The following is a 13,365-nucleotide window of genomic DNA, read 5'->3' on the forward strand; positions in this document are numbered from 1 at the left end:
CCGGGCGCTTCCGACTCCGCGGCGCTCGCCCCGCCCGCCCTGTAGCCGCGAACGCGCGCGCCACCCCCCCCCCCCCCCGCCGCCCCCCCCCCCGCGCCCCCCCGCCCGCCCGCCGCCCCCGGCCACGACACGGCCCGCACCCCGCACATCCGCGCCGTGGGACGAAGACACGGCCCCCCGGCGCCCGGCAGCCTGGACCCAGGCCCCCGCGAACCCTCCCGGGCCCCACCGACGACACCCAGCGGAGCAGGGCACCATGACCACCCGACAGTCACCCGACCACCCCTCGGCCGCCCGCCGCGAACGCGTCCTGCGGGAAGCCGTCCAGCGCAAACTCCTCGACCCCGAACAAGCCCTGCTCGCCGCCTTCGTCGACCTCGACGGCGTCGAGGCGAGCGTCACCGCCCTGCACCGGGCCTTCCCCGACTCCGTCCACGCACTGCACACCTTCGCGGCCAAGGCCAACTGCCTCGTCCCGCTCCTCGAACGGCTGCGCCACCTCGGCATGGGCTGCGAGGTCGCCAGCCCCGGCGAGTTCGCCCAGGCGCTCGCGGCCGGCTTCGACCCCGCGCGGATCGTCTACGACTCCCCGGCCAAGACCCGCGGCGAACTCGCCCGCGCCCTGGAACTCGGCGCCGCGGTCAACATCGACAACTGGCAGGAACTCGACCGCGTCGACGCCCTCCTGCGCACCCGCCCCTCCCGCTCCCGCCTCGGCATCAGGATCAACCCGCAGATCGGCGGCGGCACGATCGGCGCGATGTCCACCGCCACCGCCACCTCCAAGTTCGGCATCCCGCTCGCCGACGACGGCAACGCCGAACGCCTCCTCGCCGCCTACCGCGCACACCCCTGGCTCACCTGGATCCACGTCCACGTCGGCTCCCAGGGCTGCCCCCCGGACCTCATGGCCGACGGCGTCGCCAAGGCCGTCGCCTTCGCCGAACACGTCAACGACGCACTCGGACGACGCCGGATCACCGGCATCGACATCGGCGGCGGACTGCCCGTCAACTTCACCGACGACACCACCGACCCCACCTACACCGCCTACGCGGAGCGGCTGCGCACCCACGCCCCCGCCCTGTTCGGCGGCGGATTCCGGGTGGTCACCGAATTCGGCCGCTCCCTGCTCGCCAAGAACGGCTTCATCGCCGCCCACGTCGAGTACACCAAGACCGCCGGCGGCCGGCACATCGCCCTCACCCACGCCGGCGCCCAGGTCGCCACCCGCACCGTCTTCATGCCCGAAGCCTGGCCGCTGCGCATCACCGCCCACCACCCCTCCGGCGCCGCCAAGTACGGCGACCCCGTCCCCCAGGACATCGCCGGCCCCTGCTGCTTCGCCGGCGACCTCGTCGCCCGCGCCCGGCCGCTGCCCCTCCTGGAACCCGGCGACCTCGTCGCCCTCCTCGACACCGGCGCGTACTACGCGACCACCCACTTCCAGTACAACAGCCTGCCCGAACCCGCCGTCCACGGCTTCACCGTCGACCCCGACGGCACCGTGCACTTCGAACTCCTGCGCCCCGCCCAGACCACCGACGACCTCCTGCCCGCCGTCCGCTGACCCGCCGGACGCACAGGGGCGCCGCCACCTCGAACCGCGAGGTGACGGCGCCCCTGTGAACGGCCGGCCGGGTCAGCCCCAGTAGCCTTCGGTGCCCGGACAGCGGCGGTAGGTGTTCGACGCCCACAGGGCGTTGCCGGAGCCGTCGTAGATGACGAAGTTGCCGTCGGCCTGGACGATCGCCTGCGTGCCGCGCGTGCTGTGGGTGGGGGGCTTGGTCAGCGACGACCACAGGGCGACGTTGCCCGACGGCCCCTGGTTCGTCCAGATCACCATGCTGCCCCCGCCCGACCCGCCTTCGAAGTTCACCCAGGTCGTGTTGGAGTTGACCGTCCCGGTGGCCCACTTCGGCTCGCCGTTGCTGGTGCAGTAGAGGACCAGGTTCCCGTCCCCCTGCATCTTCAGGACGGTGAACGGCCCCCACCACTCGTGGTAGGGAGTGTAGTTGCCGCCGTCCATGTAGATCGTCGTCTGGTGGTTGCAGCCGTCGCCGCCGGTGCACCCGATCGTCGCACTGGCCGGAGTCGCGGAAGCGACCATCGCGACGGAGACCGTGAGGGCGCCGATCAGCGCGAGGCTGCGGCGCCTGGCCGCGCCGGACACCCGTTGGAGCATGGACCGCATGTGAGCCCGCCTTTCACGTCGGATCACGAGCCGGATTGCCATGTCGCCCGCCGGGGCGCAGTCCTGTCCCGCCCCGACGCCCCAAGCCTGCCGGGAGCGGCCCGGTGAGGTCCCGTATCCCGTACAAGTCCGTACACGCCTCCCGCACACCCCCGCGCGACCCCGTCCCGCGCGCACCCGAGGTCCCCGATTTCCGAAACTTCCGCAGCACCACCGGAGAATCGACGCCGAGCCCCCGCCGGCCACACGCGCGTGACGCGGATCACACGGAACCCCGCGCGGCCCGCGGACAGGGAGGGACATGGAACTGTCACAACGAGCGCGCCTGCGCGCCGGCGACCAGGCCGCGCTCGGCGAGGTCTTCGACGCACACGCCCAAGCCGTGTACGGCTACGCGCTGCGCACCCTCGGGGACTGGGCGGCCGCCGAGGACGCGGTGTCGCTGACCTTCCTGGAGGCCTGGCGCCTGCGCGCCAAACTGCACGACGGCGACGACGACCTGCGCCCCTGGATCTTCGGCATCGCCACCAACGTGCTGCGCAACACCGCCCGGGCCGCCCGCCGGCACCGCGCCGCGATGGCCCGCCTCGCCGAACGCGAGGCCGTGCCCGACTTCGCCGACGAACTCGTCTCCCGCATCGACGACAGCGCCCAACTCGCCGCCGTACGCCGCGCGTTGCCCGAACTGCGCCGCTCCGAACGCGAAGTGTTCCGCCTCTGCGTGTGGGTCGGGCTCGACTACGCCTCGGCGGCCGAGGCCCTCGGCGTCCCGGTCGGCACCGTCCGCTCGCGCCTGTCCCGGGCACGCACCCGGCTGCGCACCCTCGCCGAGACCAAGCTCAACGAGCCGGCAAACCGCCGGGAACCCGCTCCCGCCACCGGACAGGTACGGGTCGGCGGCTTCGAAGCCGCCCGGTCGCTGCGGGAGTTGCAGGAGTCGCACGAGTCGCAGGAGTTGCAGGAGGAAATCCGATGAACAACTCGCCTAACAACTCGCCGAACAACTCGCCCGAGCTGCTCCCCGCCGACCGCCAACGGTTTCTGAAGGAGCACCTGATGAGTGAGATCGCCGCTGAGACGAAGGCGCCGAAGCCGCGGCGCAGGCTGGTGTGGCTGGTCGCCTCCCCGCTGGCGGTCGGCGCGCTGGCGGCCGTCACCCTGGCCATTCCGGACCGCCACCACGGCGACGCCGCCCCGTCGGCCCCGGCCTCGTCCGCCCCCAGCCCCAGTGCCAGCCCCACCGCCACCCCGCTCCCGGAGCCGACCGACCCTGCGGGCCTGCTCGCCCGCGCCGCGAAGGCCGCCGCGAGCAGCCCCGACCCCGGCGCCAAGGGCGCCCAGTTCGTCTACCGGCGCGAGATCCAGGACGGCGCCCGCGAGACCAAGCACGAGCGCAAGTCGTGGATGTCGGTCGACGGCAGGTCCCAGGGCCTGATCCTGGACCCGACGATGGGCGGCGGACGGACCGACTGGCCCGCCATGCTCTCGACCTCCTCCGGGGCCCCGCGAACGGCGGGCTTCTCCGCCCCGACCTACGAGTTCGTCGCCTCCCTGCCCACCGACCCGCAGCAGCTCCTGCAGCAACTGCTCTCCGCCGACCGCTCCAAGATGGTGGCGGGCATGCCGATGACGCCGAAGCTGTACAATCAGTTCGCCTTCGGGGACGTCCAGATGATCTTCCAGAACATCGCGGCACCGCCCGCCGTCGCCGCCGCGCTCATGGAGGCGGCCGCGAAGATCCCGGGCACGGCCGTCGTCGCCGACGAGGCGGACGCGGCCGGCCGCCACGGCGTCGCGGTGGTCGGCACCAACGGCACCATGCGCGTGGCCCTGGTCTTCGACAAGACCACCGGCGCCTTCCTCGGCGTGCACGAGGTCCTCCTCGCCGACCTCCCGCCGGGCGGCCCCGACGGCCTCCCGCCCGCCGGCACCCCGTCCCCGGGCGCCGGCAACGGCAAGGGCTACGAGTACGCCTCGGCCGTCCTCACCTCGGCCATCGTCGACAAGCCGGAGGCCGAACCGGCCAACTGACCCGGAACCTACGGGCGGTACGAGACGCTGAAGCCCGGCGACGTCGTCCCGAACCGCCCGAGCAGCCGGCGCAGCTCGGAGGCAGCCACGGGGGTGCTGCCTTCGAGCTCCGCCCACCCCGTGAAGACCAGCTCACGCGGCATCACGACGAGCCCGGTGACCGCGTCCCAGAACGCGTCCCAGCTCATGCCTTGGAGTGCTCTCCTGGCTGAAGCCGGGAGATTCCTGCTTACCTTGTGGCAGCGGGCTTGACGCGCTTCGCGCGCCTGACGACTGCCCTCCCGGCAACCGGGATGAGCGCGAGGCCCATCCGGTACAGGTGCAAGACGTTCCGGGCCGCGTTGTGGTCGGCGTTGCCCGACCAGCCGCAGTCCGGGTTCTTGCACGCGAACACGGCCTGGGACTCCCGGCTGCCGGGTGTGGTGTGGCCGCACGCCGAGCAGCGCCGGGAGGTGCCGGCGGAGGGGACCTTGACCAAGATGCCGCCGTACTGGGCGGTCTTGTACGTCAGCATGGTGACCGTACGGCCCCATGCCTCCCCGCTGATGGAGCGGTTCAGTCCGGACTTCCGGGCGACGTTCTTCCCCGGCTCCTCGATGGTTCCCTTGGCGGACTTGACCATGTTCGTGATGGTGAGTGCTTCGACCACGACCGTGCCGTATGCGCGGGCGATGGCGGTGGTCGTCTGGTGCTGCCAGTCCAGGGCCCGGCGCTTGGCTTTCGCGCGGAGTCCTGCGATCCGGTCGTAGGTGTGGTGCAGTCGGCGGCTGGTCGGCTCGCCGGGCTTGCGGCGCTGCTTGCGCTGTGCGGCGCGCTGCTCCAGGTGCAGGAGCCTGGCCTTCTCCTTGCCGGTCAGCCATTCGCCGTGCGTGTACGTTTCGCCGTCCGAGAGGGCGATGGGCACGGTGACGCCCACGTCGATGCCGGCCTCTGGTCCCTGGTGGGGATCGGGCTTGACCTCCGAGGTCTGGACTCGGAAGGCGATGTGCCAGCCGAGCGCGTCCTTGACCAGCCGGGCCCCGGTGATCCGGTTCTCCGCGTTGGCACGCTTGCCCACGGGCAGGTCCTTGGTCCACCGGAAGCGGACCCGGCCCACCTTGGGAATGTTGACCTGCCCCCAGCGGCGGTGCACGCGGGTGATGTTCAGGTCGCGGCCCTGCGGGATGTCCACGGACATGACCGTGCGGAACCGGCCCTTGAAGTTCGGGGCGTCGGCGCGGCCCTCCCAGCAGTTCTTCCACGCCTGGAAGTACGTCTTGAGTACCGCTTGCGCGGCCTGCGCGGGCAGGACGGCTAGGAAGTCGATGTCCTCGCGGGCTTGTCGGATCGCGGCGTCCGCGTTCGCGAGAGTCCGCTCTTGCTTCGGCATCATCTGCCACCAGGCGTGGAGAAGATTCCACATGGTGCGGGCCGCGTGCGCCTGATCGTCGGTCTTCAACACCCCGGCAGGAGACAGCGAAAGCCGGGCACGATGCCCGAACTGCCGCTTCACCAGGGTGTCTTGACTCACAATCGAGAGCCTAGCGTTGGTCTGTGTCACCACGCCGGGGCCCTCATCCCGATGTCAGAACCGGTCGCATGTTGTCTACAACCTGCACGTTCACTTGGTTTTCGTTACCAACACCTGCTCGTGCACTACCCACCAAAAGTCCAGCTCTCCAAGCTGGCCAACTCCCTCAAGGGCGTCAGCTCCCGGCGGCTCCGCCTGGGGGCACCTCCCAGCCGAAGGCTGGGGGAGAGTACGACACCCACGTCCGCCGGTACCTGTGGGGCGGACACCTCTGGTCCGGTTCCTACTTCGCCGGACCGTGCGGCGGGGCGCCCCTGACCGTCAAGCAGTACATCGAGAACCAGCAGCGTCCCGTCTGACCGTCGCCACGGAGGCGCAGAACCCTCCGGCGCTTCGCGCGTGCGGCCCAAGGATGGCCTTCACCCCCCCCGCCCTGAAGGGCGGAGCACTGGCCAAGATCAGAGGTAGAACGCCGGGAACCCGAGCTCCCGCTTCAGGACGGCGTGCAGGCCCCGCACGTCGCGCACCGGGCCCACGTCGATGACCACCCGCCGGGCCGGCGGCGGATCGGGCTCCTCCGGACAGCCCCAGAACGACGGGAGCCACCAGCACAGCACCGACCTGTCCTCCGGCCAGGGCCGCCCGCGCCCGCCGTCCCACACCTCGAACCGGTCCGTCAGCGGGTCGATAGGCCGCCAGGCGGCGTCGAGCGGCTCGTCCTCGGCCGCCGGGCGCACGAAGGGCCGCCTACGCTCCTCACTGGCCCCGTAGGCGTGGAAGTTCCGCTGCGCCTCGACGAGCGAGACCTGGTTCGCGCCGCCCGGGGTGAACGGCCACCGGAACTGCACCCCGTCGTCCTCCCAGAAGCAGACCGGGCAGATCTCATGGGAGCCGGGCCAGCCGTCCTCGACGTTGAGGACGAGGTGGCCGCAGCAGGGGCAGGGACGACGGGTATCCATCCGGCCAGTCTGATCCGTGCACCGGCCCCGCTGCGACCGGGTTTTCGCCGCCCGGCCCGCTCAGCCGTCCTCGCCCCGGAAGCCGCCCGCCACCGGGCCGTCGAGCTGGTCGGGGTCGATGCTGAGGGTCACGCCGCCGTAGGTCTCGTCGGCGCTGCCGCGGTACTGGTGGATGCGGTGGTGGCCGGTCCACAGGTCGTCGGGCAGGCCGGGCTGGCCGGTGGTCGTGGGGTTGTGGTCCCAGCGGGCGTACCAGAGGGCGTCGGGCAGGGAGGTACGGCCGCTGCGGGCGGCGTCGACGATGTCGGCGATGCCGGAGTTCAGGCTGGAGTAGAAGCCGGACCGGTAGCCGGCGGCGTGCAGGGCCTCGGTCCAGCCGACGGTGAAGTCGACGACCGCGCGGCTGCACTCGGCGTCGTCGGCGGGGTAGGCCTCCATGTCCAGGTAGACGGGGCTGCCCGCGCCCAGGCCCAGCGCCCGCAGGGCCGCCGCGGCCTCGTCGGCTTCCTGCCCGCCCTGTTCCTCGGCCCGGGCCGGATCGATGCGCAGCGGCTTGTCCTCGCGTTCGGCGCACGGCGCCTGGAGCCCGACGTGCGTGGGCACCAGCTTCCAGCCCATCGCGCGGGCCTCGGTGACCCACTGCGGCGTCAGCCGCGGCTGCGCGCAGCCGCGCTGGCGACCGCTGCTGTAGATGTTCACCGCGCCGTACGGCGAGGCGGTGCGCCACACGGACAGGGCCTCCAGCGGCGGGGCCGTGCAGGCGTCGAACCCGGCGCCGGTGAACCGGTACTCCGGCAGCGGCGCGGCGAGAGGAGACGGGCGGGAGACCGACGGTACCGCGGCTGCCACGGGGGCGAGCCCGTGGGCGGTGCCGGGGAGCATGAGGAGCACGGCCGCCGCGGGGAGCGCGGCCAGGGACGGAAGGCGCATCCACCTGTCCTAGCGGCCCGCCGGGCATCCGCTGCGTCACCGGGCCGACGCGCCGCGCCCGTTCACCCGCAATCGGGACACCGCCGGGGCCGAAAAGGCCCCGGAGCGGCTCCGGGCGGGCGGCTAGATTGCACGGTATGACCTCCGACACCCCCCAAGCCCTGAGCCCGGTGTCCCGCACCGCGCTGTCCGTCGCCAGGGTGCGCGCCTACGAGAGCGCCCGGCCCGACGCGCTGTTCGTCGACCCGTACGCCACCGCGTTCATCACCGCCGCCGGAGTGGAGCCGGCCGCCCCCCGCCCCGGGCTCAGCGGGCTGGCCAAGGGCCTGGTCGCGCACGGCATCCTGCGCACCCGCTTCTACGACGACCGTCTCCTCGCGGCCGCCGCGGACGGGGCGGAGCAGGTCGTGCTGCTCGCGGCGGGCCTCGACACGCGTGCCTACCGGCTCGACTGGCCGGCCGGCACCCGGGTGTTCGAGCTCGACCTGGACCCGGTGCTGGACTTCAAGCAGAAGGTCCTGGACGACGCGGGCGCCGTACCCGTCGGCCACCGCACCGCCCTGCCGGCCGACCTGCTGGACCCGCGCTGGCCCGAGCGCCTGGTCGCGGCGGGCTTCGACCCGGCGCGGCGCTCGGCGTGGCTCGCGGAGGGACTGCTGGTCTACTTCACGGCCGAGGAGGCGGCCGGCCTGTTCACGGCCGTCGCCGCCCTGGCGGCCCCGGGCAGCCGGCTGCTGCTGGAGCGGGGCCGGGACGTGAGCCGCACCCCGCACGACCCGGCGCTCGCCCACGTCACCAGCCTGTGGCGCGGCGGCCTGGGCCCCGACACCCACCACTGGCTCGACCGGCACGGCTGGACGGCCGGCCTCACCGCCCTGGACCAGATCGCGGACAGCTACGGCCGCCCCCTGTCCGGGCCGTCCACCGGGGGCTTCATCGAGGCGGTGCGGCAGCACACGGCCGACTGACCCGGCTGACCCGGCTCCCCGGCCCGCACGCCCGGCGCGCGCCATCCGCTCCGCGCCGGGGGAGCGGTGGTTCGCCGGACCGGGCCCGGGCGGTGCGCCTACCCTACGAACTGTCCTGCCGCGCACCGGTCCTGGCCCTTGCACAAGGAGTCCCGTGTCATCGTCGCCCTCGCCCTGTGACCCCCAGTTCGCGCCCGTCGGCGACGTGAGCACGGCACTCATGGTGATCGACTCCCGGCTCAAGGCGATCTACGACGGCCGGACCGGGGCGGACCCCGAACGCCAGCGCATGCTCGACGAGTTCGCCGCGTCGCTGGGCCCCGCGGAGTTCGCCGAGCTGCTGGACGGCGCGTGCACGCTCGTGTACATGTACATGAGCTGGATGCGGACGGTCTGCGAGGAGCACGACAAGGACGTCGTCGAGCACATCGTGCCGACCCTCGTGTCGACGATGCGGATGATGCCGAGGACGTTCAGTCCCGAGGTCATCCCTACGATGGCCGGCCTGCTGATCGCCGCGGGCAGCGGCCTGAGCCCCAACCTCTGGCGCGCGCAGTACGGGCCCTGGACGGACGCCGAGATGAACCCGCTGGAGGCGATGGTCGCCCTGCTCGCCGAGCACGTCAACCGGATGTCCGGCGGTGACCACGACTTCGCCACCCGCCTGATCGCCGACGCCCTGTCCAGGGCCGAGGAGGAGGAAGAGGAGTGAGGGCCGGTCAGCCCGCCAGCGCCTTGGCCGCGGTGGCGGCCAGCTGCTGTTCGACGGCGGCCTCCTGGGCGGCGTTGGCGACGCCGAGCTCGCGGCGGTCGGCCACGGCCTCGATGCTGTAGTGGTGGCCGGCGAGGGTGAAGACGACCTTCGGCATCCCGCCGTCCTCCTTGTCCTTGAGCAGGACGGCGTCGTCCCCGACCCCGGGCACCGGGGACGAGACGGACCGGTCGTTGGTGGTCACGGCCGTGAACCGGGTCGCGTCCAGCTCCTTGATGCTCACGAAGGACTGACGGGAGCCCCAGGTGCAGCCCCACGCCACCTCGGTCGACGCGCCCTCCGCGCGGAGCGGGACCGAGGCGGCCAGGGCCCGGGTGACCTGGTCGTTCGTCAGGACGGAGCACGGGTCGGCGGGACGGCTGCCGACGGGCTTCGCGCCGGTGGCGACCGTGGCCGCCGGAGCGCTGGGAGCGCTGGGAGCGCCAGTGACGGGGGCCGGTGCGGCCTGAGCCGGGACACTTGCCGAAGGAGCCACCGGACCGGACGCCGAACCGCCGCCGCCCGAGGAACACCCCGCGAGCACGCCCGCCACCCCCAGGGCGAGCACCGCAGCCGCAGCCGCCCGGCGACCCTTCGCCGCGCAAGTGTCCATCGTCATCAGCACGTTCCTCCCCTGACCCCCACCGGCCCCGGCAGCCTACTCACCCGCCCGCCGCCGCGCCGCCGAAATCCGCCCGCACCTGCCGGTGGGGCACACTGACGTCCCGTCCAGGCCGCCCGCCGGATGCACGGCCCGGCCGTCAGCCCAGGGCTTCCGCGAGTTCGGGGAGGTAGCCGGCGAGGAAGCCCAGGTCGGTGGCGCGGGCGTACTCGGGATGCTCGCGCCAAAGGGGGAGGCGGGCCAGCGCCGTGCGGCCGTAGTAGCCGCCGTCCCCCGCCCCCACGGAGGCACCCGGGTCGCCGGGCCAGTCGGGGTCGGCCGCGGCGAGCGGCAGGCACCGCTCGAAGAGCCGGTGGCAGACCTGCAGGCCCCGGCGCATCACCACGTGGTACGGCTCGTCGGCGCCGATCGGGTAGGGCTCGCGGGCCAGGACGGGGCCGGTGTCGATGCCCTCGTCGACGCGGTGGAGCGTGGCCGCGAACTCCGCCTCGCCGCCCAGCATCGCGTACACCAGGGCGACTTCGGGCATCCCGCGGTAGGCCGGGAGAGGGCCGTGGTGGACGTTGAGGACGCGCAGGCCGGCGGACAGCACCGGGGCGCGGAAGATCATCCGGTTGTTGACCGACCAGACCAGCCCGTCCGTGCAGGCCGCCGCCAGCTCGTCCGCGACCGCGTTGACGTCCGTGGCGGCGAGGTGGCGGACGCCGGGCGGTGCCGCGCCGCCGTCCGCGGCCGGGCCGCAGACCAGGTCCACCGCCCGCCCGCTGTCCAGGGTGTGCCGTACGGCGCGCCACAGCAGCGCGCCCTCGCCGACGAAGATCATGCCTCGCTCCGTACGGTGTCGACGGCGGTGACGACGCGGCCCAGGGTGAGCCCGTCGCCGAGCGGTCCGAGCCGGTCCAGCAGCCGCCGTTCGGCCGAGCCGCCGGGCAGCTGCCCGCCGAGCAGTTCCTCGCCGAGGGCCGACAGCATCTCCAGCACGGCGAGCGAATCGCCGCCCAGCGCGTGGAAGTCGGACGAGTCGTCGAGGGACGCGGCCTCGCAGCGCAGGACGCGCGACCAGATCCGGGCGGTCACGGCCGCCACGCCCCGGTCGTCGCCCGGCCCTGCCGGTGCGGTGGCGTCGCCGAAGGGGTCCGGCAGCGCCTTGCGGTCGGTCTTGCCGCTGGCGGTCTCCGGCAGCGCGGGCAGGACGCGCACCACCGTGGGCACCAGGTGCGGCGGCAGCGTCCGAGCGAGCTCGGCCCGGACGGCGGCCTCGTCGAAGGCTGCGGCGCAGGCGCCCCGGGCGAGGACGACGAACGCGCACAGCGCCCGCACGTCCCCGGTCCGGCCGCGGGCGACCACGGCGGCCTGGGCGATGTCCGCCAGTGCGGTCAGCGCCGTCTCGACCTCGGCCGGCTCCACCCGGTGGCCGCGGATCTTCACCTGGTCGTCGACGCGGCCCGCGTACTCCAGCTGCCCGTCGGGCAGGCGCAGCACGAGGTCGCCGGTCCGGTAGGCGCGGCGGCCGTCGGGCAGGAGGACGAAGCGTTCGGCGGTGAGGTCGGGGCGGCCGAGGTAGCCGCGGGCGAGCTGTGCGCCGGTGACGTACAGCTCGCCGGGCCGGCCGTCGGGGACTTCGCGCCGCTGGTCGTCCAGTACGCTCACGCCGGTGCGGTGCACGGGGACGCCGATCGGCGCCGAGCCGCGGGTGATGCCGTCCTCGACGACGGCGACGGTGCAGGCGAGCGTGGCCTCGGTGGGGCCGTAGGCGTTGACGATGAGGCAGTGCGGGCCGAAGTCCTCGCGCGCCCGGCGGGCGGTGGCCGCGGTGAGGTTCTCCCCGCCGAGCTGCAGGGCGCGGATGCCGGCCGGGCGGATGCCGAGGCGGGCGGCGAGGCCGAGGTGGGTGGGGGTGAGCGACAGGGTGTTGGCGAGCCGGCCCTCGTACATGTCGCGGAGCTTGAGGTGGTCGAGCTCGCCGGGCACCGGCACGACCGCGCCGCCGTGCAGCAGCGGCGGGAAGATCTGCATCAGGGACAGGTCGAAGCCGGGGGAGAAGGAGTAGGCGGCGCGGGTGCGTTCGTCGCAGCGCATGAGCGGGGCCAGCCAGCCGACGGCGTTGACCAGGCTCCGGTGCTCGACCTGCACGCCCTTGGGGCGGCCGGTGGAGCCGGAGGTGTAGATGACGTAGGCGAGGTCGTCCGGGCCCGGCGCGGCGGCGGCGACCGTCTCGCGCGCCTGGTCGTCGATCGGGCTGTCTGCCGTGCTCTCCAAGGGAATCGACGTTCCGTCGAAGTCCTCGGCGAGGCCCGCCCAGGCGGCTTCCGCGAGGCAGTACCGGGCCCGCGCGTCGCCGAGCAGCTCCGCGACGCGGCGCGCCGGGTTGCGGACGTCGACGGGCAGGAACGCCGCGCCCGCCTTGAGGACGCCCCACACGCCCGCGAGCCCGTACGCCGTGCGGTCGGCGAGGACCCCGACGACCTCGCCGCGTCGCACGCCTCGCGCGAGCAGTGCGGCGCAGACGGCGTCCGAGCGCCGGTCGAGTTCGTCGTACGACCAGTGCGCGCAGTCGCCGGTCACGGCGGTGGCCTGTGGGGAGCGGGCGGCCTGTGCGCGGAACAGTTGGACGACGGTGGTGTCCAGCGGTGGCAGGCCCTCGGGGCCCGGGGTGAGGAGCCGTTCGGCGGCGCCGGGCTGCAATTGCCGTGGAGCAGTGGCCGGTTCGCCGGTCGTGAGCGCCTCGGCGATGCGGTCGATCAGCGCGTCGCAGCGCTCGCCCACGTCCGCGGCGCCCCGGGCGGAGACCACCAGCTCGGTGTGGCCGGGCAGTTCGAGCAGCACGACGCTGAACGGCACGAGGGGCGCGTGGACGGGCAGCGCGTAGGCGGTCGTCGCGGTGAAGGCGTCGGTGCCGAACTCCGCGGGGTCCAGCCGGCCGGCGTGCGAGACGATCGCCGAGGCGAGGTGGCGGTGCCGGGCCAGTTCCGCGGCCCTGGAGGCGCGGACGAGGGCGGCGGCCGCCGGCAGCGGGAGCCGGGCGAGCGCCGCCTCGGTGCCGGTGGCCAGTTCCCGCCGCTCGGCGAGGGCGTCCAGCAGCCGGCGGTGGACGGTGTCCGGGTCCTGGCCGGGCGGCACGTCGAGGAACACGGGCAGGGTGAGGTTGGCCGTGGCGGAGGCGGCCCGCACGTGCCGGCGCAGGTCGACCGGCACCATGATCCGGGCCGGGGCGCCGACGGCCCCGGCGAGCGCCGCCGAGACCCGCGCGGCCGCCCCCGGGGCCCCGCCCCCCCCCGGCCGCGGCCCGGGGCGGCGAGCGCCCCGGCGGTTGACGGCGCGCAGCAGCGTCGACTTGCCGGAGCCGGACGGCCCGATCACGCAGAGGGTGTTCCCCCGGGGGACGTCCAGGTCGACGCCG

13 protein-coding genes and 1 pseudogene are annotated in these 13,365 nt (G+C 73.9%); 6 read left to right on the top strand and 8 right to left on the bottom strand.

The genetic code is table 11. The features are described from left to right. Positions 1–256: 256 nt before the first annotated feature. Positions 257–1,570 carry a diaminopimelate decarboxylase gene (locus ACFV4F_RS39600; protein WP_380510198.1) on the top strand — a complete coding sequence of 438 codons (1,314 nt, stop codon included), beginning with the start codon at positions 257–259 and terminating at the stop codon, positions 1,568–1,570. A 72-nt stretch (positions 1,571–1,642) separates the two neighbouring features. On the opposite strand, the gene ACFV4F_RS39605 is transcribed toward ACFV4F_RS39600, so the two are convergent. Then, positions 1,643–2,185 carry a hypothetical protein gene (locus tag ACFV4F_RS39605; RefSeq protein WP_380510201.1) on the bottom strand — a complete coding sequence of 181 codons (543 nt, stop codon included), beginning with the start codon at positions 2,183–2,185 and terminating at the stop codon, positions 1,643–1,645. A 310-nt stretch (positions 2,186–2,495) separates the two neighbouring features. On the opposite strand from ACFV4F_RS39605, the gene ACFV4F_RS39610 reads away from it, so the two are divergent. After that, positions 2,496–3,170 carry an RNA polymerase sigma factor gene (locus ACFV4F_RS39610; RefSeq protein WP_380440378.1) on the top strand — a complete coding sequence of 225 codons (675 nt, stop codon included), beginning with the start codon at positions 2,496–2,498 and terminating at the stop codon, positions 3,168–3,170. Further along, on the top strand, positions 3,167–4,225 hold the full coding sequence (locus ACFV4F_RS39615; RefSeq protein WP_380510204.1) for a CU044_5270 family protein: 1,059 nt from the start codon (positions 3,167–3,169) through the stop codon (positions 4,223–4,225). The genes ACFV4F_RS39610 and ACFV4F_RS39615 overlap by 4 nt, the downstream gene beginning before the upstream one ends. 8 nt (positions 4,226–4,233) lie before the next feature. On the opposite strand, the gene ACFV4F_RS39620 is transcribed toward ACFV4F_RS39615, so the two are convergent. Both ACFV4F_RS39620 and ACFV4F_RS39625 read right to left on the bottom strand, forming a co-directional pair. Beyond that, positions 4,234–4,413: a hypothetical protein gene (locus ACFV4F_RS39620; protein WP_380510207.1), complete on the bottom strand. Its 180-nt coding sequence runs from the start codon at positions 4,411–4,413 to the stop codon at positions 4,234–4,236. Between the two features lie 41 nt (positions 4,414–4,454). Beyond that, entirely contained in the window at positions 4,455–5,717 is a 1,263-nt protein-coding gene (locus ACFV4F_RS39625; protein ID WP_380510210.1) for an RNA-guided endonuclease InsQ/TnpB family protein, read from the bottom strand. Between the two features lie 129 nt (positions 5,718–5,846). On the opposite strand from ACFV4F_RS39625, the pseudogene ACFV4F_RS39630 reads away from it, so the two are divergent. Beyond that, positions 5,847–6,094 (top strand): annotated as a pseudogene (locus tag ACFV4F_RS39630) (transposase); the annotation flags it as partial. A 99-nt stretch (positions 6,095–6,193) separates the two neighbouring features. On the opposite strand, the gene ACFV4F_RS39635 reads toward ACFV4F_RS39630, so the two are convergent. Together ACFV4F_RS39635 and ACFV4F_RS39640 are read right to left on the bottom strand one after the other, a co-directional pair. Then, complete coding sequence (locus ACFV4F_RS39635; RefSeq protein WP_380510213.1) at positions 6,194–6,694, bottom strand: CPCC family cysteine-rich protein; 501 nt, start codon at positions 6,692–6,694, stop codon at positions 6,194–6,196. Between the two features lie 60 nt (positions 6,695–6,754). Beyond that, positions 6,755–7,624 carry a DUF1906 domain-containing protein gene (locus ACFV4F_RS39640; protein ID WP_380440384.1) on the bottom strand — a complete coding sequence of 290 codons (870 nt, stop codon included), beginning with the start codon at positions 7,622–7,624 and terminating at the stop codon, positions 6,755–6,757. Between the two features lie 137 nt (positions 7,625–7,761). On the opposite strand from ACFV4F_RS39640, the gene ACFV4F_RS39645 reads away from it, so the two are divergent. Both ACFV4F_RS39645 and ACFV4F_RS39650 read left to right on the top strand, forming a co-directional pair. Continuing rightward, positions 7,762–8,592, top strand: coding sequence for an SAM-dependent methyltransferase (locus tag ACFV4F_RS39645; RefSeq protein WP_380510215.1), 831 nt, complete (start codon positions 7,762–7,764; stop codon positions 8,590–8,592). 220 nt (positions 8,593–8,812) lie between these two features. Then, complete coding sequence (locus ACFV4F_RS39650) at positions 8,813–9,304, top strand: hypothetical protein (protein WP_380440464.1); 492 nt, start codon at positions 8,813–8,815, stop codon at positions 9,302–9,304. 7 nt (positions 9,305–9,311) lie between these two features. Here the strand turns inward: ACFV4F_RS39650 and ACFV4F_RS39655 are convergent, their stop codons facing one another. The 3 genes from ACFV4F_RS39655 to ACFV4F_RS39665 all read right to left on the bottom strand — a co-directional run. Then, on the bottom strand, positions 9,312–9,962 hold the full coding sequence (locus tag ACFV4F_RS39655) for a hypothetical protein (RefSeq protein ID WP_380510218.1): 651 nt from the start codon (positions 9,960–9,962) through the stop codon (positions 9,312–9,314). Positions 9,963–10,104: 142 nt separating this feature from the next. Further along, positions 10,105–10,788: a formyltransferase family protein gene (locus tag ACFV4F_RS39660; RefSeq protein ID WP_380510221.1), complete on the bottom strand. Its 684-nt coding sequence runs from the start codon at positions 10,786–10,788 to the stop codon at positions 10,105–10,107. Next, a partial coding sequence (locus tag ACFV4F_RS39665; protein ID WP_380510224.1) for an amino acid adenylation domain-containing protein occupies positions 10,785–13,365 on the bottom strand: 2,581 nt, incomplete at its 5' end. The genes ACFV4F_RS39660 and ACFV4F_RS39665, both read right to left, overlap by 4 nt.

The organism is Kitasatospora sp. NPDC059722 (assembly GCF_042733235.1).
GTDB lineage: Bacteria > Actinomycetota > Actinomycetes > Streptomycetales > Streptomycetaceae > Kitasatospora.